This window comes from Actinomadura sp. WMMB 499 (assembly GCF_008824145.1).
Taxonomy (GTDB): Bacteria; Actinomycetota; Actinomycetes; order Streptosporangiales; family Streptosporangiaceae; genus Spirillospora.
In genome coordinates, this window is sequence record NZ_CP044407.1 from 7,213,859 (window position 1) to 7,237,213 (window position 23,355).

Below are 23,355 nucleotides of genomic sequence, written 5' to 3' on the forward strand. Positions count from 1 at the left end.
GCGAGGACGCCCTCGCCGCGGCCGCCGAGTCCCTGCTCGACCTGCAACGGCGCCGCGGCCTGCCCGCACCGCCCGGCGCCGTCGTCCCGTTCTGGGACCGCCCCTACCGCACGATCGACGGCGCCGTCTCCCGGCCGGGCTCCTGGCCGATGTCCGCGCTCCCGAGGTCGCCGCGCTGCCCGCCCACGTCGGCTCGATCGAGCAGTGGGTCGACAACGCGGACGTCCTCATGGACCCGGCCCGGCGGGCGGCCCTCCGGACCGCGTACCGCAGCCTCGTCCGCCCCGGCCGCGGTTGACCGGTTCGTGGCCCGAGGCCCGCCGCCTGCTGGAGGACGCGGAGCTGTACTGGCTCGCCACCGTGCGGGCCGACGGACGGCCGCACGTGACGCCCCTCATCGGGGTTTCGCCAAGGACCCCCATGGCCAGATGAGGTACCCCTTCACGGGCCTGCGCTGACGGGCGGTGCCGGGGGAGACGCTGGACCTTCCCTCCGTGGGAGGGTCCAGCATGGTGGCATGACCACGGTGACGGGCATTGACGCCCGCGGTACGCGGCACTGCGAGACGTCCGCGCTGGGGGTGCTGCTGCGGCACCAGGGACTCGACCTGTCCGAGCCGATGCTCTTCGGCCTCGGCTCCGGCCTGTCCTTCATCTACTGGGACGCGAAGAACATGGGCTTCCCCTTCCTCGGGGGACGGGTGAAGCCGTTCGAGCTGACCAGGAACCTCGCCGCGACGCTCGGGCTGGAACTCCAGGTGCGGGAGACGGCCTCGCCCCGAAGGGCATGGGAGAACGTGACGGGCCCGATCGACGCGGGCCGCCCCGTCGGGCTGCAGCTCGACAGCCACCACCTGGACTACTTCGGCTCGGCGGCGCACTTCGGCGGCCATATCGTCGCCATGTACGGCTATGACGACCACGAAGCCCACCTGGTCGACACCGACCAGCAGGGCGGAGCGGTGTCCACCGGCCTGGCGGGCCTCGCCGCGGCCAGGGCCGCGCGCGGCCCGATGACCGCCAGGCACCGGTCCTTCACGATCACCGTTCCGGAGACCCCGCCCTCCCCACGGGAGCGGATCGTGCCCGCCATCACCGCCTGCGCCGACGCCTTCCTCGACCCGCCCATCGCCAATCTCGGCCACCGGGGCGTCGAGAAGGCCGGCAAGCTGGTGCGCACCTGGCTCCAGCGCGCCGACGACCCGGGGCGGGACCTGCCGCAGGCCGCCCTCCTGATGGAGAGGGCCGGCACCGGCGGCGCCCTCTTCCGCAACCTGTACCGCGACTTCCTCGCCGAGTGCGCCGAGCTGCTCGGCAGCCGCCACCTGCGCACCGGCCACGCGTTGTACCGCGAGGCGGCCGCCCTGTGGACGGACGTCGCGGCACTGATCGCCGAAGCCGGCGAATCGGGCGACGCGCGGTACCTCGCGCAGGCGGGCGAGATCCTCGGCGACCTGTCCCGGATCGAGCGCGAGGCCATGCGGGAACTGAGCCGCGTTGAGGTGGGGCGGGCCGCGTCCCCACCACCCCGGCGCATGCCGGGGGCTTTCACCGTACATACTCCATGTGACTGAAGACACACCTAAAGTAATCGCATAGTCAAGGGGGGCAATCGTGTTCGTCCAGTAACTTTACGTGACATGGTGACCGCGCAGCACGAAGCCCCCATCCAGATAATCCGGGACAACCCGGATGTCGTCGCCCAGTTACTGCGAGCCGTGTGCCCGGTCGAGTTGCCCGACGACGTGCTCATCCGGTCCATATCCGAGGAGTTCACCCAGATCGCGCCCACCGCCTACCGTGCCGACAATGTCGTGGAAGTCTGCGAGGGGGGCTCTTCCAAGCCGTCCATCGCGATCATCGCGGAAACCCAGCGCGACGTGGACGACGGCAAGCGCTATAGCTGGCCTCTCTACCTCACCGCGCTCCACGGCAAGGCTCGTTGCCCCTGCTACCTGATCGTGCTGTGTCCCAGGCGCACGGTGGCGGACTGGGCGCGCAAGTCGATCGCCATCGGCCATCCCGGCTTCGCACTCGCCCCGCTCGTGATCGGCCCGGGCACAGGCCCGCTCGTCACCACGACGGCGCAGGCCGCGCAAGCGCCCGAACTGGCCATCGTGGCCACCCTGGCCAACGTCGCGAGCCACGACAGGGACGCCATGGAGATCACGCATGCCGCCCTCGCCACACTTGAGAACGCGGGGCACGAAAACGCCGACATGTACACTGACATGGTGCTCGCAGGGCTTTCGAAAGCCGCCCGAAGCATTCTGGAGGAGCTCGTGACCACCGGTACCGCCGAATACAAGTTCAAGAGCGACTTCGTCCTTCGCAACCAGGCCATCGGCGAGATGCGAGGCGAGGTGCGAGGCGAGGCGAAGTCGGTGTTGAAGATCCTCGCGGCGCGGGGTGTGACGGTGTCCGACGAGGTTCGCGAGCGGGTTCTGGCATGCGAGGACGAGGAACGGCTGGATGTCTGGCTGATGAGGGCCGGCTCGGTCGAGTCCGCCGACGACCTGTTCCACTGAGCGACCTCCCTGCCGGGCTTCCACGGCGGTCCCCGCGTGGGCGGCCCGCCGGGCTGCCGCGAGGCCGACGCCGTCCGCGTCACCAAGACGGCTCCCTGAGCGCGGGCTCAGACATCCCTGGAGGTTGGATGTCAAGCGGCGAGGTCGTGGTTGTGGTGTGACCATGCGGTCGCCCGGTCGTAGAGGGTGCGGGTCTTCAGGCAGCCGTGCAGGATGCCGACGAGACGGTTGCCGACCTGGCGCAGGGCGGCGTTGTGGGCGATGTCGCGGGCTCTGAGCCGGTCGTAGTAGGCGCGGACGTGCGGGTCGTGCAGGAGTGCGCAGGACGCCTGGAGGTGGAGGGCGTCCACCAGGCGGTCGTTGTGGACGAACCGGGCGTGCACGGTGCGCATCTTGCCCGATTGCCGGGTGATCGGGCTGGTGGCGGCATAGTTCTTGCGGGCCTTGGCCGAGGCGTAGCGTCCCTCGGCGTCCCCGAACTCGGCGAGCACCCGGGCGCCCAGAACCACGCCCAGGCCGGGCTGGGACAGGATGACCTCAGCGTCCGGGTGCCGGCCAAAATGCGCCTCGACCTGCCCTTCCAAGGCCGTGATCTCGGCGTTCAAAGTGGTGATGACCGCGACCAGCGACCGGACGGTGGCCGCGTAGGCGCTCGTGACGATCTCGCCCTGGCCCAGATGCTCGCCGCGCAGGACCTGCTGGATCGCCGCGGTCCTGCCGTCGATGTCGCGGCGGCCCTTGAGCGCCGCCGCGATCTGAGAGCGGGTGAGCTTGGCGGCAGCTTGCGGGGTGGGGGCCCTGTTCAGCAACCGCAGCACCGCCCCGCTGGTCAGCCCCAGGGGCTTGTAGGCCTCCAGCGCGGCGGGGAAGTACTCGCGCAGCGCCGATCGCAGCCGGAGCATGTGCCGGGTGCGTTCCCACACCATGCTCTGGTGCGCCCGGGTGACGACCTTGACCGCCTCGGCGGTCTGGGAGTCGCCCGCGATCTCGCGCAGCTGCCGGTGGCGGGTGCGCAGCATGTCGGCCAGGGCGTGCGCGTCGCCTTTGTCGCTCTTGGCGCCCGAGCTGCCCAGGATCTCGCGGTGCCGGGCGGCCTGCTTGGGGTCCACCGCGAACACCCGGTAGCCGGCCGCGACCAGGGCCCGCACCCACGGGCCCCGGTCGGTCTCGATGCACACCCCGACCTCGGACGCCTCGGCGTCGGCGGCCACGAACCGGCCGACCAGGTCGTGGAACCGGGCCATCCCGGCCATCCCCTCGGGCAGCCGGGCCCGCTTGAGCACCCTCCCCTCCCGGTCCTGGACCTCCACATCGTGATGGTCCTCGGCCCAGTCGTCTCCGACGAACAGCACATCACCCTCCACGCTCGATGGTCGGAGCAGCAGCCCGCAGGAGCCGGTCGGCGACCTAATGGACAAGTGCTCACGCCACGATCGGGCGGGCACGACATCCCATCAGCGATCAAGACCCCTGACCACCGGCGAGGGCACAATCTGACCCAAGGACTCAAGGTCCAGGCGATAAGAGTGCTCACTCACCGGCGGCTACCAGGCACCGAGTCTGCCAGCGCGGCTGACCCGGTACCTCCCATTAGGCGAGGCGGAGCGCGAGGAAGAAATCGACCCGGTCCTCCAGGCGGGACAGGTCGCGGCCGGTGAGGTCCTCGATGCGCTGGATCCGGTACCGGACGGAGTTCACGTGCAGGTGCAGCTGCTCCGCGCAGCGCGTCCAGGAGCCCGAGTTCTGCAGGAACGTCTCCAGGGTGCGGATCAGGTCGGCCTTGTGGACGTCGTCGTAGTCGTGGAGCGGGTCGAGGAGCCGCATCCGGAACATCTGCCGCACGTCGTCGGGGACGCTCGCCAGGAGCAGGGCGTGCGTGGCGAGTTCGTCGTGCCGGACGACGCGGACGGGTTCGGCGCGGCCCCCGCCGAGGCGCCGGGCGTAACGGGCCTCCTCGACGGCGCCGCGCAGCCCGGCGGCCGGTGCGACGTCGCTGACGCCGGCCGCGATGCCGCTGCCCGCGAGGCCGGGGGCGAGGGACTGCAGGGTGGCGTGGACGTCCGCGGCGACGTCCGCGCCCGGTGCGACGGGGACGAGCGCGACGGCCTCGTCGTCGAGGAGGCCGACGAGGGGGTGCGGCACGGGGAGGGCCTCGGCGAGGACGGTGCGCAGCTCGCCGGGCCGCAGGGGACCGTGCCCCGTGGCGGCGACCGCGACGAACGATGACGCGGGGTCGAGGCCCGCGAGTTCGAGCCGGGGGACGATCTCCTCGGCGGGGGCGGCGGAGGCCACGAGGCGGACGATCTCCTGCGCGAGCCGCCCCTCCATGCTGAGCCGGTCGTCGAGCCGGGCGCGCTCCAGGGCGGCGAGCGCGGCGAGTTCGGTGGCGAGGGCCCGGTGCTCGGGCGGCCGACCGGCGACGTCGCCCGCGCAGGCCAGGAACCAGTCGGCGACGCGGGACGTGGTGTCCGCGGCGACGGGGAAGAGCGTGACGTCCGGGTCGGCCAGGTGGTGCGGGAGGCGGGGCGCGGTGAGGAACGCGCGGGCGAGGACGGCCGGGGCGGGCGCGGGCGGCCCGGCGACGACGCGTCCGGTGGGGGCGAGCACCCAGCAGCGCATGCCGAGGTCGCGGTCGAGGAGGTCGAGGACGGCGTCGAGGCCCGCGCCCTGGCCGGCGACGAGCCTGCGGTGCCGGTCGAGGACGGCGGTCAGGTCGGCGGCGCGGGCGCCCGACAGCCGCCGGACGACCTCCTCGGTGAGGGTCGCGAACGCCACGTCCTCGGGCACCTTGAACAGCGGGAGCCGGTGCCGCTCGCAGGCCGCGACGAGGTCGTCCGGGATGGCCCCGGCGGCGAGGTCCCAGGCGGCGAGCGCGGAGACGCCCGCCGCGGCGAGCGCCGACACGAAGGTCTCGGAGTCGGCGGGGCCGGAGCGCCAGACGAGCCCGGTCAGCACGAGCTCCCGGCCGCGCAGGTAGCGGCCGGGGTCGAGCAGGTCGGTGGTGACGACCCACCGGACGGTCCGGTCCAGCTCGTCCTCCCCGGTGACGACCTCGAGTCGCAGGGGCATGGCGAGCAGGGAGCGCAGCTTCATGCGGCCAGTCAACCGTCCCTGATCTTCTCATTCCCGGCCAGGACAGCAGAATGTGACACGAAATATACTTTACGTGATTCATTGGAAACGTGAGGTCGCTTCCTTGGGAAGCGGCGCGCGGACGCTTGGAGCAACGCACGAAAACGGGGCACCGATCGGGGCCGCATCTCGGAGGTCCTGTGCCTCGACCGGGGCACCGGCCGCTGTGTCTACTGCAGTGAGGACGCGGAACGGACGTGAGACGGGGGGAGGCGCGGATGCCGATCGGCGATGAGGAGCTTCGCGCGTGCTGCGCGTCCCGCCGATGGATCGAGGCGGTCCGCGGCCGGGGCCCGGCGGAGCTGCGGGCGGTGTCCGCGGCGGTGCTGGACGGCCTGGACTGGACGGACGTCGAGGAGGCGCTCGCGGCGCACCCGCGGATCGGTGACCGGGTCGCGGGCGGCGACCGGGAGTCGGCGTGGTCGCGGGGCGAGCAGTCCGGGATGGACGCGGCGGCGGACGGGGTGCGGACCGCGCTGGTCGCGGGCAACCGCGCATACGAGGAGCGGTTCGGGCATGTCTTCCTCATCTGCGCGACCGGCCTGAGCGCCGCCGGGATGCTCGCCGCCCTGCGCGAGCGGCTCGGCAACGACGCGGCGGCCGAACGCGCGGTCGTCCGCACCGAGCTGGCGAAGATCGTCGATCTGCGGCTGGCCAAGCTGATCGAGGAGCCGAAGTGAGTCTTTCGACGCACGTGCTGGACGCGTCCCGCGGGCTGCCCGCGCGCGGCGTCGCCGTCCGGCTGGAACGCCGGGAGCCCGACGGGGCGTGGACGACGCTCGCGCAGGCCCGGACGGACGAGGACGGGCGCGTCCGCGAGTGGGGCGCCGTGCCCGGCGCGGGGGTGCACCGGCTGACGTTCGACACGGCGGGCCTGTCGGACTTCTACCCGGAGGTGACGGTCGCGTTCACGGTCACCGACCCGGACGGGCACCTGCACGTCCCCCTGCTGCTCAGCCCGTTCGCGTACTCGACCTACCGAGGGAGCTAGCCAGGATGGCGATCGTGCTCGGCCCGAACCGGTACGGGAAGGCGGAGACGCGCGTCGTCCGCGTCACCCGGCACGGCGACCGCCACGAGATCAAGGACGCGAACGTGAGCGTGCTGCTCTCGGGGGAGATGGCGGACGTCCATCTGACCGGCGACAACGCGGCGGTGCTGCCGACCGACACGCAGAAGAACACGGTGTTCGCGTTCGCGAAGCGCTACGGGATCGGGGAGATCGAGAACTTCGGGCTGCGGCTCGCGCGGCACTTCGTGGACGCGCGGCCGGCGATCGGGCACGCCCGGGTGGAGATCGAGGAGTACTCCTGGAACCGGATCACCGGCGGGCACTCGTTCGTCCGGGACGGCACGGAGGCGCGGACCGCGCTGGTCCACAGCGACGGGACGGGCGGCCGGGAGTCGGTCGTGTCGGGCCTGCGGGACCTCGTGGTGCTGAACTCGACCGGCAGCGAGTTCCACGGGTTCGCCGTGGACGAGTTCACGACACTGGAGCCGACCGACGACCGGATCCTCGCGACGGCCGTCACCGCGACCTGGCGGCATCGCGGGGTGAGCGTGGAGTGGGGCGACTCGTACCGGGCCGTGCGGGAACACCTGTTGAAGGGGTTCGCGGAAACGCACAGCCTGTCGCTGCAGCAGACGCTGTACGAGATGGGACGCCGGGTGCTGCGGGGGCGCCGGGAGGTCTGCGAGGTGCGGATGTCGATGCCGAACAGGCATCACTTCCTCGTCGATCTGGGGCCGTTCGGCATGAGCAATGACAACGAGGTCTATTTCGCGGCCGACCGTCCGTACGGTCTCATCGAGGGCACGGTGCTCGACGATGACGCCCCGGACGCGCCGGCGGCGTGGAGCTGAAGGGGGCGGGGGATGGAGTTCCTGCGACCGGCGACCTGGGCGGACGCGCTCGCCGCTAAGGCCGCGTATCCCGGTGCGCTGCCGATCCAGGGCGGCACCGACGTCATGGTGGAGATCAATTTCGACGTGCTCCGGCCCGCGGCGCTGCTCGACCTGAACCGGGTCGGCGAACTGGCCGACTGGGACGAGCGGGACGGGACGCTGCGCGTCGGCGCGGGCGTCCCGTACGCGCGGGTGATCGGCGAGCTGGGGGACCGGCTGCCGGGCCTGGCGCAGGCGTCCCGGACGGTCGGATCGCCGCAGATCCGCAACCGCGGGACGGTCGGCGGCAACCTGGGCGCGGCGTCCCCGGCGGGCGACGCGCACCCGCCGCTGCTGGCCGGGGGCGCGGTGATCGAGGTCGAGTCGGCGGCGCGCGGCGTCCGGCTGATCCCGGCGGACGCGTTCTACCTGGGCGTGAAGCGCTCCGCGCTGGAGCCGGACGAGTTGATCCGCGCGTTCCGCGCCGCACCGGCGTCCGGCCCCGAGTACTTCTCCAAGATCGGCACCAGGAACGCGATGGTGATCGCGGTGTGCTCGTTCGCGGTCGCGCTGCACCCGGACGAGCGCCGGGTGGGCACCGGGTTCGGCTCGGCCGCCACGACCCCGCGGCGGGCCCGGGAGGCGGAGGCGTTCGCCGCCGCCGAACTGGACTGGGACGGGCGCGGCCCGCTGCCGGACTCGGCGGCGCGGGAGTTCGGCGAACTGGTGAAGCGGGCGGCGGCGCCGATCGACGACGTGCGGGGCACCGCCGACTACCGCGGGCACGCGCTGGCGGTGATGGCGCGGCGCACGCTCGCCTGGGCCTGGGACGACCACCGGGCGGGCCGGAAGGGAAGGGAGGCGTCCTGATGCGCGTGAACGTCACCGTCAACGGCTCGGCCGAGACCGTCGACGACGTGTGGGAGGGCGAGAGCCTGCTGTACATGCTGCGGGAGCGGATGGGGCTCCCCGGCTCGAAGAACGCCTGCGAGCAGGGCGAGTGCGGTTCCTGCACGGTGTACCTGGACGGCGTGCCCGCGTGCGCGTGCCTGGTCGCGGCCGGGCAGGTCGAGGGCCGCGAGGTCCGGACGGTCGAGGGGCTGGCCGAAGGGGCGCCGGGCGAGGAGCGGCTCGATCCCGTCCAGGAGGCGTTCGTGGAGGCGGGCGCCGTCCAGTGCGGGTTCTGCACGCCGGGACTGATCGTCCAGTCGCACGACCTGATCGAACGCAACCCGGCGCCGAGCGACGCGGAGATCCGCGAGGCGCTCGCCGGGAACCTGTGCCGCTGCACCGGCTACGAGAAGATCCTGGACGCGGTGCGCCTCGCCGCCGAGCGGAAGGCGGCGGCGCGGTGACGGGAGACGGAGGGGTGACGGGCGACGGAGCGGTGGTCGTCATCGCGAACGCGCACGTCGTGACGGTTTCCGGGGACGAGCATCCCGGCGGGCACATCGTCGTCGAGGGCGACCGCATCACCGCCGTGGGGCCCGGTTCGGCGCCCGCGATCGAGGGCGCGGAGAAGGTGGACGGCCGGGGCTGCGTCGCGACGCCCGGCCTGATCAACACGCACCACCACCTGTACCAGTGGGCGAGCCAGGGCCTCGCGAGCGACAGCACGCTGTTCGAATGGCTGGCGACCCTCTACGAGCCGTGGGCGAGGATGGACGCCGAGGTGGTGGCGGGCGCGGCGAGCGCCGGGCTCGGCTGGCTCGCGAAGTCGGGCTGCACGACCGCGTCGGACCACCACTACCTGTTCCCGAAGGGGCGCGGCGACCTGCTCGCCGCCGAGATCGGCGCGGCGGCCGAACTGGGGATCCGGTTCCACCCGGCGCGGGGGTCGATGGACCGGGGCCGGTCGGACGGCGGGCTGCCGCCGGACGAGGTCGTCGAGGACATCGACACGATCCTCGCCGAGACCGAGGACGCGATCGACCGGTACCACGACCCGTCGCCCGGCTCGATGCTGCGCGTCGCCGTCGCGCCCTGCTCCCCGTTCTCGGTGACCCGCGACCTGCTCGTCCGGTCGGCGGAGCTGGCGCGGGCCAAGGGCGTCCGGCTGCACACGCACCTCGCCGAGACGCTCGACGAGGAGCGGCACACCCTCGAGCAGTTCGGGACGACGCCCACCGAGTACATGGACTCGATCGGCTGGCTCGGCCCGGACGTGTGGCTCGCGCACTGCGTCCACCTGCACGACACCGACGTCAAGCGGCTCGCCGAGACCGGCACCGGCACGGCGCACTGCCCGAGCTCCAACGCCCGGCTCGGCGCCGGCATAGCCCGCGTGTCGGACCTGCTGCGCGCGGGCGCGATCGTCGGGCTCGGCGTGGACGGGTCGGCGTCGGCCGAGCTGGTCCCGCTGGCCGGGGAGATGCGGCAGGCGATCTACATGCAGCGGGCGCGGTACGGGCCGGCGGCGCTGACGGCGCGGCAGGCGCTGGAGGCGGCCACGCTGGGCGGCGCCCGCTGCCTCGGCCGCGCCGACGACCTCGGCACCCTCGAACCGGGCAAGCTCGCGGACATCGCGCTGTGGCGGGTGGACGGCTTCCACGCGGCGGTCGACGACCCGGTCGTCGCGCTCGCGTTCGGCGGCACCCCGCCGCTGGAGCGGCTGCTGGTCGGCGGCCGGACGATCGTCGACGGCGACGCGCTCGTCACCGTCCCGCAGGACGAGGCGGGCCGGCGCGGCGCGGACGCGCACCGGCGGCTCATGCGACTCGCGCGGGAGGTGCTGTAGATGGGCTCCCCGATCGGAACCGGCCGGGTCGGAAGCGGCCCGGTCCGGAACGGCCCGGTCCGGAACGGGCCGGTCAAGTCGCCCGGCCACGTCAGCGCGCCCGGTGCCGGCGGCGTCGGCGAGAGCCCGCTGCGGCCCGACGGCACGCTCAAGGTCACGGGCGAGTTCGCGTACGCGTCCGACCTGTGGATGGACGGCATGCTGTGGGGCGCGACGCTCCGCAGCCCGCACCCGCGCGCACTCATCCGGTCGGTCGACGTGGGGCCCGCGCTGGCGACGCCGGGCGTCCGGGCCGTCCTCACCCACGAGGACGTGCCGGGCCGCAAGGTGTTCGGTCTCGACGGGACCGAGGACCAGCCCGTCCTCGCGATCGGGGAGGTGCGGCACGAGGGCGAGCCGGTCGCGCTCGTCGCCGCCGACCACCCCGAGACCGCGCGCCGCGCGATGGAGCGGATCGCGGTCGAGTACGAGGTGCTGGAGCCGATCACCGATCCGCGCGCCGTCATCGCCGACCCGGACCGCCTGAAGGTGCAGCCGCGCGGCGGCATCACCCGGTACCAGCCGGTCCGGGTCGGGGACGTGGACGCGGCGAGGGCCGGCGCCGACGTCGTCGTGTCCGGCGAGTTCGAGGTCGGCATCCAGGACCAGGCGTTCCTCGGCCCGGAGGCGGGCCTCGCGATCCCGGCGGAGGACGGCGGCGTCGATCTTTACGTGTCGACGCAGTGGATCCACAACGACCTCGAGCAGGTCGCGCCCTGCCTCGGCCTCGCCCGGGATCAGGTGCGCATGACGCTCGCGGGCGTCGGCGGCGCGTTCGGCGGCCGTGAGGACCTGTCGATGCAGATCCACGCCGCGATGCTCGCCCTGCACACCGGCAAACCGGTGAAGATGTCCTACAACCGGTACGAGTCGTTCTTCGGCCACGTGCACCGGCATCCGGCGCGGATGCGGTACGAGTACGGCGCGTCGGCGGACGGGCGCCTCGTGTACGCCGACGTCGAGATCGTCCTCGACGGGGGCGCGTACACGTCGTCCACGATGAACGTGACCGGGAACGCCGCGTCGCTCGGCGTCGGCCCGTACGAGATCCCGAACATCAGGATCGACGCGTACGGCGTGTACACCAACAACCCGCCGTGCGGCGCGATGCGCGGGTTCGGCGCGGTGCAGGCGTGCTTCGCCTACGAGTCGATGATGGACCGGCTGGCCGCCGCGTGCGGGCTCGGCCCGGTCGAGGTGCGCCGCCGCAACGCCGTCACGCAGGGGTCCAGGCTCGCGACCGGGCAGGTCATCGACTCCCCGGCGCCGCTCGCGGAGATGCTGACGCGGCTCGAGGCCATGCCGATGCCGCCCGCCGCCGACCCGTCCGACATCCGGAACCTGCCCGGCGGCGCGTCCCAGACCACCCACGGCGAGGGCGTCGTGCGCGGCGTCGGCTACGGCGTCGGGATCAAGAACATCTGCTTCTCCGAGGGCTTCGACGACCTGTCCACCGCCCGCGTCCGGCTGGAGGTCGTCGGCGGCGCGGCGACCGCGCTCGTCCACACGGCGGCGGCCGAGGTCGGGCAGGGGCTCGTGACGATCCAGGCGCAGATCGCCCGGACCGAACTCGGGATCGAGCGGGTCGTGATCGCCCCCGCCGACGACCGGGCGGGCGACGCCGGCTCGTCCAGCGCGTCCCGCCAGTCGTACATGTCGGGCGGCGCGGTGAAGGCGGCCTGCGAGGCGGTGCGCGCCGGGCTGCTGGACCGCGCCGCGCGCCGCTACGGCCGCACCGACCTCGGCGTCGCCGGCGGCAAGATCGTCTCCCGCGCGGGCGGCGTCCTCGGCACGATCGAGGACGCGCTCGGCGGCGCCGCCATCGAGGAGACCCGCGAGTACCACCACCGGCCCACCACGGCCATGGACCCCGTGACCGGGCAGGGCACGACGCACACCCAGCTCGCCCTGTGCGTGCACCGCGCCGTCGTGGACGTCGACGTCGACCTCGGCCTGGTCAAGGTCGTGGAGATGGCCGCCGTGCAGGACGTCGGCAAGATCATCAACCGACTGTCGCTGGAGGGGCAGATCCACGGCGGCTCCGCGCAGGGCCTCGGGCTCGCCGTGATGGAGGAGATCGTCGTGTCCGGCGGCCTCGTCCGCAACCCGTCCTTCACCGACTACCTCATCCCGACCATCCTCGACATGCCGCCGATGCGGCTCGACATCCTCGAGCACCCCGACCCCCGCGCCCCGTACGGGCTGCGGGGCGCCGGAGAGCCGCCCACGCTCTCCTCCACGCCCGCCATCGTCGCCGCGATCCGCGACGCCACGGGCGGCGCGCTCACCCGAGTGCCGGTTCGACCGGAGCACATCGCCCTGGCGCCGTCCGGCGCGGCCGGCGGGATTCACTGAGGGAGGCCGATGACCGATCGTGCGTGGGCCGTCAACTGCTCGATCCTGTTCACCGAGCTGCCCCTGCTCGAACGGCCCGCCGCCGCGAGGGCCGCCGGGTTCGGCGCGGTGGAGTTCTGGTGGCCGTGGCCGGGCGAGCCCGTCCCGCCCGCCGCGGACGTCGACGCGTTCTGCGCGGCGCTCGAGGCGGCCCGCGTCCGCCTGATCGGCCTCAACTTCTACGCGGGCGACATGCCGGCGGGGGAGCGGGGCGTGCTGTCGGACCCGGCCCGCACCGCCGCGTTCCGGGAGAGCGTCGCCGTGCTGGTGCGGATCGCCGGGCGGACGGGCGTCCGGTCGTTCAACGCGCTGTACGGGCAGCGGCGGGACGGCGTCGCGGCGTCCGAGCAGGACCGGGTCGCGACGGAGAACCTGGTGTTCGCGGCGGACGCGGTCGGGGCGTTGGACGGGACGGTCCTGATCGAGCCGCTCGCGCGGGGGCTCAACGGCGCGTACCCGCTGGAGACGGCCGCCGACGCGACGGCGGTCGTGCGCCGGGTGCGGGCGGCGGGCGCGGCGAACGTGAAGTTCCTGTTCGACGCCTTCCACCTGACCGTGAACGGCGAGGACCCGGCGCAGGTCGCGCGGGCGCACGCCGCCGACATCGGCCACGTGCAGATCGCCGACGCCCCCGGCCGGGGCCGTCCCGGCACGGGGGAGATCGACTTCGCGGCCCTGTTCGGCGTGCTCGACGCGATCGGCTACGACGGCCGGATCGCGCTGGAGTACAAGCCGGACGGGCCGACGACCGAGCGGGAATTCGCCTGGATGGAGGGGAGACGGGCGTGAGCGGGATCGGATCCGCCCGCATCGTCCGGATCCGCGAGCACGAACCGCTGCCGGAAGGAGCCGCGTGAGCCCGGTGACCGGAACACGGGTGATCAGGTCCCGCAGGACGGTGACGGCGGACGGGGAACGCCCCGCCGCCGTCACCGTCCGGGACGGGCGCGTCGCCGCGATCGGCCCGTACGGCGCGCCGTCCCGCCCCGGGGACGTCGATCTCGGGGACGTCGATCTCGGGGACACTGCCCTGCTGCCGGGGCTCGTCGACACGCACGTCCACATCAACGAGCCCGGACGCACGGAGTGGGAGGGGTTCGCCACCGCGACCCGCGCGGCGGCGGCCGGGGGCGTCACCACCCTGGTCGACATGCCGCTCAACTCCCTGCCGCCCACCACCGGCCCGTCCGCCCTCGCCGTCAAGCGCGCGGCGGCGGACGGCGCCTGCCACGTGGACGTCGGGTTCTGGGGCGGCGCGGTCCCCGGCAACCTCGCCGAGCTGCGGCCGCTGCACGAGCGCGGCGTGTTCGGGTTCAAGTGCTTCACCTCCGACTCCGGGGTGCCGGAGTTCCCGCCGCTGCCGCCCGGCGAGATGCGGGCCGCGTTCGCCGAGATCGCGTCGTTCGGCGGCCTGGTCATCGTGCACGCGGAGGACCCCGGCTCACTGACCGTCCCCGAGAGCGGACGGTACGCCGCGTTCCTCGCGTCCCGCCCGCCCTCGGCCGAACGCCGCGCCGTCGAGCGGGTCGTCCGGCTCGCGGAGGAGACGGGCGTCCGCGCGCACATCCTGCACCTGTCCGCCGCCGACTGCCTCGCCCCGCTCGCGGCGGCCCGGTCCGCCGGGCTGCCCGTCACCGCCGAGACCTGCCCGCACTACCTGACCCTGACCGGCGCCGACGCCGAGCGCGGCGGGGCGGGCGACACGGCGTTCAAGTGCTGCCCGCCCATCCGCGACCCCGGCAACCGCGAGGAGCTCTGGCGGGGCCTGGCCGACGGCGTGATCTCCTGCGTCGTCACGGACCACTCGCCCTGCACGCCCGAACTGAAACGCGGCGACTTCGCGTCCGCGTGGGGCGGCGTGTCGTCCCTCCAGCTCGGCCTGCCCGCCGTCTGGACGGCCGCGCGGGAGCGCGGGCACACGCTCGCCGACGTCGCGGGCTGGATGTCGCGGGCGCCCGCCGAGCTGGCCCGCGTCCCGGGCAAGGGCGCCATCGAGGTCGGGCGGGACGCCGACCTCGTCGCCTTCGACCCCGACGCGGCCTTCACCGTCGACCCCGCCGCCCTGCACCACCGCCACCCCGTCACCCCGTACGCGGGCCGGGTCATGACCGGCGCGGTCCGGACGACCTGGCTGCGCGGGGCGCCCGCCGGGGACGTCCCGTCCGGCCGCCTGCTGGACCGATCGGAGGGTCCATGACCGCGTTCACCTCGTTGCCCGACCTGGCCGTCCGGACGCTCGGCGGCTCGGTGATCGCCGCCAGCGACGAGTCGTTCGAGGAGAAGGAGAACCTGATCAACCCGTGGGTCCCGGCGTTCCGCCCGGAGACGTTCGGGCCGAAGGGGCAGGAGTACGACGGCTGGGAGACGGCCCGGCGGCGCGGCCCCGGCCACGACTGGGCCGTCGTCCGGCTCGGCCTCCCCGGCGTGGTCCGCGGCGTCGTCGTCGACACCGCCTGGTTCAAGGGCAACTACCCGCCGCACGCGTCCGTCGAGGCCTGCTTCGCCGACGGGTACCCGAGCCCCGCCGAACTCGCGGACGCCGCCTGGACCGAGATCGTCCCGAAGTCCCCGCTGGCGGGCGACACCGCGCAGGCGTTCCCCGTCGAGGCCGGACGGCTGTTCACGCACGTCAGGCTGAACATGTTCCCGGACGGCGGCATCGCCCGCCTGCGCGTGCACGGCGAGGTCGTCCCCGATCCCCGGCCGCTCACCGGGCTCACGATCGACCTGGCCGCCCTCGAGAACGGCGCGCGGGTCGTCGAGTGCTCGGACATGTTCTACTCCTCGCCCGACAACATGCTGTTCCCCGGCCTCGCCCGCAACCAGGCGGAGGGCTGGGAAACCGCCCGGCGCCGCGGGCCGGGCAACGACTGGGCGCTGATCCGCCTCGCCGCCCCCGGCACGATCCGGCTCGCCGGGGTCGACACCACGAACCTCAAGTTCAACGCCCCCGCCGAGGTGTCCCTCAGCGGGCTCGACGCCCGTGCCGCCGCGCTCGACGACGCGTCCGCGTGGCGCCCGATCCTGCCGCGCACCCGCGTCCGTCCCGACGGGAGCCACCGCTTCCGCGTGGACGGCTCGCCCGAGGTCACGCACGTCCGGCTCGACGTCCACCCCGACGGCGGCCTGGCCCGCCTCCGCCTGCTCGGCGACCTCGCCCCGGACGGCGAGCGGGCCCTGGCCGCCCGGTGGGCCGAGCTGACCGGCTGATCAGGCCCCGTTCCCCGGCACGGCGATGGTGCCCTGCGCGACCGCGCAGAGCGTCTCCGCGCCCGCGCCGTCCACCGCCGACACGTCGCAGCGGCACACCACCCGCGTGCGCCCGGCGCGGACGACCCGGGCGCGGGCCCGCAGCAGCGCGCCCCGCGCGGGGCGCAGGTAGTCGATGGCGAACCCGGCGGTGACCAGCCGGGCACCCGCCACGGTGCCCGCCGCGAACGTGAGCGTGTTGTCCGCCGTGTAGCTGACGACGCCCCCGTGCACGTGGCCGTCCTGCTGCCGCAGCTCGTCGCGGACGTCCAGTTCCAGCGTGGCCCCGCCCTCACCGAAGGCCACCAGGCGCGCCCCGAGCAGCCTGCTGAAGGGCTGGGCGTCCAGGACCCGCCGCGCGGTCGCCAGATCCACGGTCGTGCTCATGCCGCACCTCACTTCACTAGTGAAGTCACGGTGCCGTGCCGCCGCCCCGTCTGTCAAGATCGCCCTATGCCCGAGCCCGATCCCCGCCTGTTCTTCCTGCTGCAGCGGGCGGCGCACCGGCTGCGCACGGTCGCCGACCGGCGCTGCGCCGCCGCCGCCGGGGTCAGCACCGCCCAGCTCGGCGCGCTGCTGGCCGTGCGCGACGAGCCGGGCCTCACCCAGCGCGGCCTCGCCCGCACCCTCGGGCTGCGCGAGTCCGCCGTCACCGCGCTCGTCGCCCGGCTCACCCGGGCCGGCCTGGTGACCCGGCGGTCGCATCCGCACGAGCACCGCGCCGTCGTGCTGGAGCTGACCGGGGACGGCGCCGCGGCCCTCCGCGCCGCCCAGCCCGAGATCGACCGCTTCAACGCCGAACTGCGCGCCCTCCTCGGCGACGACGGGTTCATGCGCACCGCCGTCACGATGCGCGACCTCGCGCACTGGGACCCCGCCGACTGACTCCCGGGCCGCCTCCGTCGACGGGGGAGCCGTGTCCCGGACCGGGTAAGGGGCCGGTATGCCGGAACTTCCCGACGTGGAGGGCTTCCGCCGGGTGCTGGCCGCGCACACCGGCGAGCCGATCGAGCGCGTGACGGTCCGCGACGCGGGCGTCCTGCGGGGCGTCGGCGCCCGGCGGCTGGACGCGGCGCTGCGCGGCCGGCGGTTCGGTGCGCCGCGGCGGCACGGCAAGCGGCTCCTCGCGCCGGTGGGCGGGCCCGTGCTGATGCTGCACTTCGGCATGACCGGCTCGCTCACGTGGCACCCGGCGGACGAGCCGCGCCACCGGCACGACCGCGTCGTCTGGCGGCTGCCCGGCGGGGAGCTTCGGTACCGCGACATGCGCAAGCTCCAGGGAGTCCGGCTCCTGAAGGACGAGGCGCAGGCCGAGGACGTGCTCGGGGCGCTCGGCCCGGACGCCTCGGAGGTGTCGCGCGGCGAGCTCGCCGCTCTGCTCGCGGGACGCCGCGCGCGGCTGAAGTCGGTGCTGCTCGACCAGTCCGCCATCGCCGGGCTGGGCAACCTGCTCGCCGACGAGATCTGCTGGCGCGCCCGCGTCCGCCCGCTGCGGGCCGCCCGTGAGCTGGACGATGCGGAAGGGGCGGCGCTGCACCGCGCGATGCGGCGCGTCCTGCGCGACTCGATCGAGGCCGGACGCGTCCCGCCGCGCGGCACGTGGCTGACGGGCGTCCGCGACGAGCCCGGCGCGGCGTGCCCGCGCTGCGGGACGGCGCTGGCCCGCGGCCGCGCGTCCGGCCGCACGACCGTCTGGTGCCCCCACTGCCAGCCTTGATCGCGAAATTTCTCGAATTCCCAGCTCAGGCCGCCTACGACCTGAACGGCCCGGAACTGATCAGCCGCCGCGAGCAGGCGGACGCCATCGCCGCGGCCATCGGGGAGGAGATCGGGTTCGAGCGGGTCACGCCGGGCCGGGCGCGCGAGATCTACCTGCGGCAGGGCGGGTTCGCCGCGGACAACGCCGACTTTCTGCTGGGGTTCGAGGACTACGGGGGCGAGGAGTCCGACCCGGAGGCCCTGGACGGTCTCGACCCGGCGCACGGATCGCCGCCGGCCACCGCCGAGGCGGTCACCGGCCGTCCGGCCCGGACGTTCGCGCAGTGGGCGCGCGACCACGCGGACGACTTCCGCTGACCTCCCGCTGCCCTGCGGCCGCGGTGCCGTCGCGGGGGTCAGGCCAGGCCGGTGACGGGCGAGGCGGTCAGGCCCGCGGCCGCCGCCGCCGGGAAGTCGTCGTCGATCAGGACGACGTCGTGCCCCGCGCGGTCGAGGAGGCTCGCGGCGATCGAGGCGCGGTAGCCGCTCGCGCAGTGCACCCAGATCTCCTCGTCCGGGACCTCGTCCATGAGGGCTTCGAGCGAGTGGAGCGGGATGCCGATCGAGCCGGCGACCGCGTCGTCCGCGCGCTCGTCCGCGCGGCGGACGTCCAGGACGGTCGCGCCCGTGGGGACGTCGGCGAACGCGGCGGTCGGGTAGCCGGTCACGCGGCTCGGGGCGGCGACCTCGGCGGGGGAGCCGACGGCGGCGCCCGCCGGGCGCTCGACGCCGATCCGGACGAGCTGCCGCTGGGCGTCCGCGATCTGCTCGGGCGAGTCGCCGACCAGGGTCAGCGGAGCGCCCCACGGGATCAGCCAGCCGATGTAGGTGGCGAAGGGGCGGCCCAGCTCGATGCCGACGGTCCCCCGCGCGTGCGCGGCGGCGTAGGCGGTGCGGGAGCGCAGGTCGACGACCCATTCGCCGCGCGCGATGCGGGCGGCGAGTTCGGCGGGCGCGACGGGGGCGGGCGGCGAGAGGTCGGCGGGGCCCGCGCCGGCCAGGTTCCGCTCGCCCATCTGCGCGTAGTAGCGCGGGTAGGCGGTGAGGCCCGCGACGAGGCGGGAGACGAACGCGTCCTCGGACGGTTCGGTCAGCGCGGTGTTGCGGGCGCGCTCGTCGCCGAGGGTCCGCACGGTGTCGGCGGTGGCGGGGGCGGACGAGCAGAAGCTGCCGAACCCGTGCGTCGGGTAGACGCGGGCGTCGTCGCCGGCGAGTTCGGCGAGGCGGTGCGCGGAGCGGTACTGGGCGCGGGCCAGTTCGCCGGTGCGGGACGGGGCGACGAGGTCGGTGCGCCCGACCGTCCCGTAGAGGAGCGAGCCGCCGGTGAACAGGGCCGTCCCGCCGGGGCCCCCGTCGACGACGTAGGCGACGTGGGCGTCGGTGTGCCCGGGGGTCGCGACGGTCCGGACGTGCAGGCCGCCGATGTCCAGCTCGTCGCCGTCGGCCATCGGGCGGTGGTCGAACGCGAGGAGGGCGGTCGCGGGCAGGCCGTGCCCGGCGCCGGTGGCGCGGGCGAGCGCGAGGCCGCCGGACACGTAGTCGTTGTGGACGTGCGTCTCCAGGACGAGCGCGCACCGCAGGCCGAGGTCGTCCAGGACGCGGGTGACGCGGTCGAGGTCGCGCTGCGGATCGACGACGATCGCCTGCTCGCCGTCGTGCGCGACGTGGCTGCGGTCGCCCAGCGCCGCGGTCTCGATGATCTCGACGTCCGTCATGGTCGCCTCCTCCGGCGCGGCCCGCCCGCGCGGCGGAGCCGCGACTCGCTCCGATGAGGGCTACATGCCCGCCCGGAACCGGACAATTCGGCCCCGCGTCCCGGATCGGGGCGCGGGGCCGGAGGCGGGGCGGGGTCAGGAGCCCTCGGCGGGCTCCTCCTCCAGGAGGTCGTCGAACTCGCCGTCCTTGACGCCCGCGATGAAGGCGTCCCACTCGGCCTCGGTGAAGTAGAGGATCGGGCCCTCGGAGTTCTTCGCGTCGCGCATCACGACGGCCCGCTCACCGAAGTCCTTGTGCTGGACGGGAACGTCCTTGCCATCGATGAACTCGATGATGACCCCGTCGCTGAGGATCGGTTCCTGGTCGGTCACTGCACACCTTCTTCGTCCCGGCGCTGTCGGTCCCCAGGCTAGTGCGAGTTCGGCCGGTCACACAGCGGAACGCCCCGGCCGCCCGCCGCGGGGAGCGGGCGGCCGGGGCGGCCGTCACGGCCGGGAGAAGCCGAGCGTGTACGCGCCCGACCCGCTGTAGGCGTGCACGCGGTACCGGTAGTACCCCGCGGTGCCGTTGTAGGAGATGTTCTCGTCGGGCGTCGGGCTGATCGACTGCGCCACGGTCTGCCAGGAGCTCCCGCTCCACTTCTGCAGGTACAGGTCGAAGTCGGTGCCGGTCGGACCGTCGAGGCAGGCGGTGTGCGCGCCGGACGAGGTGCTCTGGTAGTAGCTCCCGTTCGGCTGGTACGCGTTCGCGCCGGAGCTCAGCGAACCGGACACGGTCGTCTGGTGGCCGTCGCAGGAGCCCGGGTCCGGTCCGGGGCCGCCGTCACCGGTGACCAGCTCGCGGCCCTGCTGGGCGAGAATCTGCAGCACCTCGCCGACCGGCTGGAAGTACGTCGAGTCGCCGCCGCCCTGGCCGTCCCGGCAGGTGCCGGAGCCGCCGGACGTGATGCCCTGCGCCTGGCCGGCCTCGGTGAACAGCGCGCCGCCCGAGTCGCCGGGGTCGGCGCAGATGTTCGTGCGGATCAGCCCGGTGACGGTGCCCTCCGCGTACCGGACGGTCGCGCCCCGCTGCAGGATCTGCCCGCACCAGATCTGCGTGTTCGTCGTCGAGCCGGACCGGCAGACGCGCGTGCCGACCGGCGCCTCGACGGCGCCGTTGACCGTCTGGTAGGTGCCGTTCCACCGGTTGACCCTGGGCGTCGGCGTCCACTGGCTGTTGGTGTCGACCCAGGCGTAGTCGTTGCCGGGGAAGGAGGAGCCGCCGAAGCGGCCCTGCGCGGCCTGGTTGTCGCCGCTGGTCGTCGTGCCGGTGCCGCCGCAGTGCCCGGCGGTGATGTAGCCGCCGTCCACCGAGAACGCCACCGAGCAGCCCGAGGACGGCGTCCAGTAGCGTTCGCCGCCGATGATGTCGTACAGCGGGCGCGGCTTCGCCGCCGAGTGGACGTACTCGACCGCGCCCGCGTCGACGCCGCTCGCCCGCGCGAACCGCTGGACGGCGGCCCGCGAGGACGCCTCGACGACCACCCGGTTGCTCACGGGGGAGACGTACCAGGCGGTCACGGCGGCCGGCGCCGACTTCGCGTGCCGGTTCAGCCCGGTCTGGACGGACGCGAGGTCGCGGGCGTCGTACTTCACTACCTTGGGCGTCGCGCCCTCCTTCGCGATCTCGGCTGCCTCGCCGGCGTCGGTGGTGGCGACGACGACCTCGGCCGAACGGCCGGAACCGCGCTCGACCCAGGCGCCGCCGAAGTCGGCGCCGAGCGACATCTCGAGCTTCTTCTGGATGCGGGCGGCCTTGAGGTCGGGATCCGGCGCGGGGGCGGCCGGGGCGGCCTGGTTCTGGGCGGGCTGGGCCTGGGCGGGCTGCGTCCGGTGGGATGCCGTGCTCGCGGCCTGCGCGGACGCCGGGGTCACCGACGCCGCGAGGAGGCCGGAGGCGGCCATGATGCCCAGCACAGTGCGTTTGCGGGCCATGTGGCTCTCCTGACGGGGGTTGGGACGGGAGAGGGATCGGGCGCCCGATGCCCGGACTGTACGGCCGTGGGTAATCGGCGACAATGAATCGCCTTCGCGTGGTTTTTCAGTGTTGATTCCGTTGTCGTCGAAGGTGCTGACCTGTCGCGTTCCAAGTTCGGAGCGGGGCGCGAACGCGCGGCGGGGGATCGGCGAAGCGGGAGTGACCGACGCTCACAGCGGAAGGCACGACATGACCCCTGACCCCCGCGCGCGGCGCCTCCGGACCGCCCGCAGATCCCCGACCCGGCGGGCGGCCGCGCGTGACCGCGCCGACCGTCTCCGCCGGCGACGCCGAGATCGTCCGGCGCTCGGTGGCCGAACCGGAGTGCTTCTCCGTCCTGTTCGACCGGCACTACACCGCGATCCACGGGTACGCCTCGCGCCGCCTCGGCCCGACGCTCGCCGACGACGTGGCCGCCGAGACGTTCCTGATCGCGTTCGACCGGCGCGAGCGCTACGACCCGTCCCGCGCCGACGTCCGGCCCTGGCTGTACGGGATCGCGTCCAACCTCATCGCGCGGCACCACCGCGGCGAGGCCCGCCAGTACCGGGCGCTGGCCCGCGCCGGGGCCCGCGACGTCGAGGCGGGGCACGCCGACCGCGTCGCCGGACGGCTCGACGCGCAGGCCGCCCGCGCGCCGCTCGCCAAGGCGCTGCGGAAGCTGTCGCGGGGCGACCGGGACGTGCTGCTCCTGGTCGCCTGGGCCGACCTCGGCGTCGGGGAGGCGGCCGAGGCGCTCGGCATCCCGGACGGGACGGCGCGTTCCCGGCTGCACCGGGCCCGCAAGAAGATCCGTGCCGCGCTCGGCACCGGCTTCGACCTTCGAGAGGACACGACCTGATGAACGACATCGACACCCTGCGGCACGCGTGGGACGAGCCGGAGCCGCCCTCGGCCGCCGCCCGCCACGGGGCCCGCACCGCCCTCCTCGACCGCGCCGCCGGGCGCGCGACCGCCGCGGCCCCGCGCGCCGCGCGCACGAGCCGCCTGCCGCGCCTCGGCGTCCGGCTCGCCGCCGTCGGCGCGCTCGCGACCGCCGCCGTCGTCGGCGTGACGGTGCTGCAGCAGGCGGGCGGCGTGGACGAGCACGGGCGGCCGTCGCCGGCCGTCCCCGGCCTCCCGGCGGCGCCGGTCGCCGACGCGTCCGAGCTGCTGGAACGGGCCGCGAAGTCCGCCGAGACCCGCTCGTTCACCCCGCCCCGCCCCGACCAGTGGATCTATGTCGAGTCGCGGTCCCGGCGCGGCGACACCCCCAACGGGCCGCTGTCGGACGATCCGGCCGACACCCGGACGAACCGGAGCTGGAAGCGCGCCGACGGCGAGCTCGCCGCGTACATGGAGAACGGGCGGCTCACGACGTCGCCGATGATGCCGACGACGCCGCCCTCGGACTACGCGTCACTGTCGAAACTGCCCACGGACCCGGACGCGCTGCTGAAGTGGGCGTACGGGCAGATGGGCGGCCTGGGCGAGACCCCCGAGGGCCGGTACACGACCGCGTACACGATGTTCGGCGCGATCCTGCGGGACAACGTGCTGCCGCCGAAGTTCGAGGCGGCGCTGTTCCGGGCGATCAAGAAGATCCCGGACGTGACGCTCGTCGAGGGCCGGGTGGACATGGCCGGACGGCAGGCGATCGCGCTCGGCCGGGTCACCGAGGGCTACCTGCACGAGGAGATCCTCTTCGACCCGAAGACCTACGCCTACCTCGGGGAACGCGCGGTCGCGATCAAGGACGACACGACCCGCGGGGAGGACATGACCCGCTCGGTGCGCGAGGGCGACGTGCTGCGGCTGACCGTCCAGTCCCGGACCGGGATCGTCGACGCGGCCGGGCAGCGGCCGTAGGCCGACCGGGAGACCGCGAGCGGACGGTACGGGCGGCCGGGGAGATCCTCGGCCG

General features: G+C 74.2%; 24 protein-coding genes. 18 read left to right on the top strand and 6 right to left on the bottom strand.

Annotated elements, in window-relative coordinates; all coding sequences use genetic code 11:
* Window positions 1-204 precede the first annotated feature (204 nt).
* The 3 genes from F7P10_RS44845 (at window position 205) to F7P10_RS32535 (ending at window position 2,527) form a co-directional block, all read left to right on the top strand.
* Window positions 205-432 (top strand): pyridoxamine 5'-phosphate oxidase family protein, encoded by a 228-nt coding sequence (locus F7P10_RS44845; RefSeq protein ID WP_151015305.1) that lies wholly within the window; start codon window positions 205-207, stop codon window positions 430-432.
* 85 nt (window positions 433-517) lie between these two features.
* Window positions 518-1,573: a BtrH N-terminal domain-containing protein gene (locus tag F7P10_RS32530; RefSeq protein ID WP_151015307.1), complete on the top strand. Its 1,056-nt coding sequence runs from the start codon at window positions 518-520 to the stop codon at window positions 1,571-1,573.
* Between the two features lie 66 nt (window positions 1,574-1,639).
* A complete protein-coding gene (locus F7P10_RS32535; RefSeq protein ID WP_151015309.1) occupies window positions 1,640-2,527 on the top strand; it encodes a hypothetical protein in 888 nt (295 codons plus the stop codon).
* Window positions 2,528-2,658: 131 nt separating this feature from the next.
* On the opposite strand, the gene F7P10_RS32540 is transcribed toward F7P10_RS32535, so the two are convergent.
* Together F7P10_RS32540 and F7P10_RS32545 are read right to left on the bottom strand one after the other, a co-directional pair.
* Window positions 2,659-3,879, bottom strand: a complete 1,221-nt coding sequence (locus F7P10_RS32540) for an IS110 family transposase (RefSeq protein ID WP_151015311.1) — start codon at window positions 3,877-3,879, stop codon at window positions 2,659-2,661.
* A 238-nt stretch (window positions 3,880-4,117) separates the two neighbouring features.
* Window positions 4,118-5,620: a PucR family transcriptional regulator gene (locus F7P10_RS32545; protein WP_151015313.1), complete on the bottom strand. Its 1,503-nt coding sequence runs from the start codon at window positions 5,618-5,620 to the stop codon at window positions 4,118-4,120.
* 257 nt (window positions 5,621-5,877) lie between these two features.
* Between F7P10_RS32545 and uraD the strand changes: the two genes are divergently transcribed.
* The 10 genes from uraD to alc all read left to right on the top strand — a co-directional run bounded on the left by uraD (window position 5,878) and on the right by alc (window position 15,923).
* Window positions 5,878-6,339 carry a 2-oxo-4-hydroxy-4-carboxy-5-ureidoimidazoline decarboxylase gene (uraD, locus tag F7P10_RS32550; protein WP_151015315.1) on the top strand — a complete coding sequence of 154 codons (462 nt, stop codon included), beginning with the start codon at window positions 5,878-5,880 and terminating at the stop codon, window positions 6,337-6,339.
* Complete coding sequence (gene uraH, locus F7P10_RS32555) at window positions 6,336-6,650, top strand: hydroxyisourate hydrolase (protein WP_151015317.1); 315 nt, start codon at window positions 6,336-6,338, stop codon at window positions 6,648-6,650. Before uraD ends, uraH begins: the two co-directional genes overlap by 4 nt.
* Window positions 6,651-6,655: 5 nt before the next feature.
* Window positions 6,656-7,522, top strand: a complete 867-nt coding sequence (gene pucL, locus F7P10_RS32560; protein ID WP_151015319.1) for a factor-independent urate hydroxylase — start codon at window positions 6,656-6,658, stop codon at window positions 7,520-7,522.
* Window positions 7,523-7,534: 12 nt separating this feature from the next.
* Window positions 7,535-8,413 carry a xanthine dehydrogenase family protein subunit M gene (locus F7P10_RS32565; protein WP_151015321.1) on the top strand — a complete coding sequence of 293 codons (879 nt, stop codon included), beginning with the start codon at window positions 7,535-7,537 and terminating at the stop codon, window positions 8,411-8,413.
* Complete coding sequence (locus F7P10_RS32570; RefSeq protein WP_151015323.1) at window positions 8,413-8,898, top strand: (2Fe-2S)-binding protein; 486 nt, start codon at window positions 8,413-8,415, stop codon at window positions 8,896-8,898. Before F7P10_RS32565 ends, F7P10_RS32570 begins: the two co-directional genes overlap by 1 nt.
* A gap of 14 nt (window positions 8,899-8,912) precedes the next feature.
* Entirely contained in the window at window positions 8,913-10,280 is a 1,368-nt protein-coding gene (locus F7P10_RS32575) for an 8-oxoguanine deaminase (RefSeq protein WP_254716148.1), read from the top strand.
* Window positions 10,281-12,674: a xanthine dehydrogenase subunit D gene (gene pucD, locus F7P10_RS32580; RefSeq protein ID WP_176611749.1), complete on the top strand. Its 2,394-nt coding sequence runs from the start codon at window positions 10,281-10,283 to the stop codon at window positions 12,672-12,674.
* A gap of 9 nt (window positions 12,675-12,683) precedes the next feature.
* Complete coding sequence (locus tag F7P10_RS32585) at window positions 12,684-13,502, top strand: hydroxypyruvate isomerase family protein (protein ID WP_151015325.1); 819 nt, start codon at window positions 12,684-12,686, stop codon at window positions 13,500-13,502.
* 64 nt (window positions 13,503-13,566) lie between these two features.
* Entirely contained in the window at window positions 13,567-14,910 is a 1,344-nt protein-coding gene (allB, locus tag F7P10_RS32590; protein ID WP_151015327.1) for an allantoinase AllB, read from the top strand.
* Window positions 14,907-15,923 (top strand): allantoicase, encoded by a 1,017-nt coding sequence (gene alc / locus F7P10_RS32595; RefSeq protein WP_151015329.1) that lies wholly within the window; start codon window positions 14,907-14,909, stop codon window positions 15,921-15,923. The genes allB and alc overlap by 4 nt, the downstream gene beginning before the upstream one ends.
* On the opposite strand, the gene F7P10_RS32600 is transcribed toward alc, so the two are convergent.
* The gene (locus F7P10_RS32600; RefSeq protein WP_151015331.1) at window positions 15,924-16,349 is read right to left on the bottom strand and encodes a PaaI family thioesterase; all 426 of its coding nucleotides are present in this window, start codon (window positions 16,347-16,349) and stop codon (window positions 15,924-15,926) included.
* Window positions 16,350-16,415: 66 nt separating this feature from the next.
* Here F7P10_RS32600 and F7P10_RS32605 point away from each other — a divergent pair, with 66 nt between their 5' ends.
* From F7P10_RS32605 to F7P10_RS32615, 3 genes are read left to right on the top strand one after another with little or no spacing between them, the layout of a single operon-like run.
* Window positions 16,416-16,847: a MarR family winged helix-turn-helix transcriptional regulator gene (locus F7P10_RS32605; RefSeq protein WP_151015333.1), complete on the top strand. Its 432-nt coding sequence runs from the start codon at window positions 16,416-16,418 to the stop codon at window positions 16,845-16,847.
* A 58-nt stretch (window positions 16,848-16,905) separates the two neighbouring features.
* Window positions 16,906-17,679: an Fpg/Nei family DNA glycosylase gene (locus F7P10_RS32610; RefSeq protein ID WP_151015335.1), complete on the top strand. Its 774-nt coding sequence runs from the start codon at window positions 16,906-16,908 to the stop codon at window positions 17,677-17,679.
* Window positions 17,676-18,038 (top strand): hypothetical protein, encoded by a 363-nt coding sequence (locus F7P10_RS32615; RefSeq protein WP_151015337.1) that lies wholly within the window; start codon window positions 17,676-17,678, stop codon window positions 18,036-18,038. The genes F7P10_RS32610 and F7P10_RS32615 overlap by 4 nt, the downstream gene beginning before the upstream one ends.
* 38 nt (window positions 18,039-18,076) lie before the next feature.
* On the opposite strand, the gene F7P10_RS32620 is transcribed toward F7P10_RS32615, so the two are convergent.
* From F7P10_RS32620 to F7P10_RS32630, 3 genes are all read right to left on the bottom strand, one after another.
* On the bottom strand, window positions 18,077-19,435 hold the full coding sequence (locus tag F7P10_RS32620) for an MBL fold metallo-hydrolase (protein WP_151015339.1): 1,359 nt from the start codon (window positions 19,433-19,435) through the stop codon (window positions 18,077-18,079).
* A gap of 135 nt (window positions 19,436-19,570) precedes the next feature.
* Entirely contained in the window at window positions 19,571-19,807 is a 237-nt protein-coding gene (locus F7P10_RS32625) for a DUF397 domain-containing protein (protein WP_151015341.1), read from the bottom strand.
* 114 nt (window positions 19,808-19,921) lie between these two features.
* Window positions 19,922-21,409, bottom strand: coding sequence for a S1 family peptidase (locus tag F7P10_RS32630; RefSeq protein ID WP_151015343.1), 1,488 nt, complete (start codon window positions 21,407-21,409; stop codon window positions 19,922-19,924).
* Between the two features lie 302 nt (window positions 21,410-21,711).
* Here F7P10_RS32630 and F7P10_RS32635 point away from each other — a divergent pair, with 302 nt between their 5' ends.
* Window positions 21,712-22,293 (top strand): RNA polymerase sigma factor, encoded by a 582-nt coding sequence (locus tag F7P10_RS32635; protein WP_151015345.1) that lies wholly within the window; start codon window positions 21,712-21,714, stop codon window positions 22,291-22,293.
* A complete protein-coding gene (locus F7P10_RS32640) occupies window positions 22,293-23,300 on the top strand; it encodes a CU044_5270 family protein (protein WP_151015347.1) in 1,008 nt (335 codons plus the stop codon). Before F7P10_RS32635 ends, F7P10_RS32640 begins: the two co-directional genes overlap by 1 nt.
* Window positions 23,301-23,355: the final 55 nt, after the last annotated feature.

Excerpts from the sequence above, each read along its gene's own strand:
- F7P10_RS32620 (WP_151015339.1), bottom strand. The coding sequence starts at position 19,435 with ATGACGGACGTCGAGATCATCGAGACCGCGGCGCTGGGCGACCGCAGC.
- F7P10_RS32570 (WP_151015323.1), top strand. The coding sequence starts at position 8,413 with ATGCGCGTGAACGTCACCGTCAACGGCTCGGCCGAGACCGTCGACGAC.
- F7P10_RS32610 (WP_151015335.1), top strand. The coding sequence starts at position 16,906 with ATGCCGGAACTTCCCGACGTGGAGGGCTTCCGCCGGGTGCTGGCCGCG.
- F7P10_RS32530 (WP_151015307.1), top strand. The coding sequence starts at position 518 with ATGACCACGGTGACGGGCATTGACGCCCGCGGTACGCGGCACTGCGAG.
- F7P10_RS32605 (WP_151015333.1), top strand. The coding sequence starts at position 16,416 with ATGCCCGAGCCCGATCCCCGCCTGTTCTTCCTGCTGCAGCGGGCGGCG.
- pucD (WP_176611749.1), top strand. The coding sequence starts at position 10,281 with ATGGGCTCCCCGATCGGAACCGGCCGGGTCGGAAGCGGCCCGGTCCGG.
- F7P10_RS32535 (WP_151015309.1), top strand. The coding sequence starts at position 1,640 with ATGGTGACCGCGCAGCACGAAGCCCCCATCCAGATAATCCGGGACAAC.
- F7P10_RS32630 (WP_151015343.1), bottom strand. The coding sequence starts at position 21,409 with ATGGCCCGCAAACGCACTGTGCTGGGCATCATGGCCGCCTCCGGCCTC.
- F7P10_RS32545 (WP_151015313.1), bottom strand. The coding sequence starts at position 5,620 with ATGAAGCTGCGCTCCCTGCTCGCCATGCCCCTGCGACTCGAGGTCGTC.
- uraD (WP_151015315.1), top strand. The coding sequence starts at position 5,878 with ATGCCGATCGGCGATGAGGAGCTTCGCGCGTGCTGCGCGTCCCGCCGA.
- F7P10_RS32585 (WP_151015325.1), top strand. The coding sequence starts at position 12,684 with ATGACCGATCGTGCGTGGGCCGTCAACTGCTCGATCCTGTTCACCGAG.
- pucL (WP_151015319.1), top strand. The coding sequence starts at position 6,656 with ATGGCGATCGTGCTCGGCCCGAACCGGTACGGGAAGGCGGAGACGCGC.
- F7P10_RS32600 (WP_151015331.1), bottom strand. The coding sequence starts at position 16,349 with ATGAGCACGACCGTGGATCTGGCGACCGCGCGGCGGGTCCTGGACGCC.
- alc (WP_151015329.1), top strand. The coding sequence starts at position 14,907 with ATGACCGCGTTCACCTCGTTGCCCGACCTGGCCGTCCGGACGCTCGGC.
- F7P10_RS32640 (WP_151015347.1), top strand. The coding sequence starts at position 22,293 with ATGAACGACATCGACACCCTGCGGCACGCGTGGGACGAGCCGGAGCCG.
- F7P10_RS32565 (WP_151015321.1), top strand. The coding sequence starts at position 7,535 with ATGGAGTTCCTGCGACCGGCGACCTGGGCGGACGCGCTCGCCGCTAAG.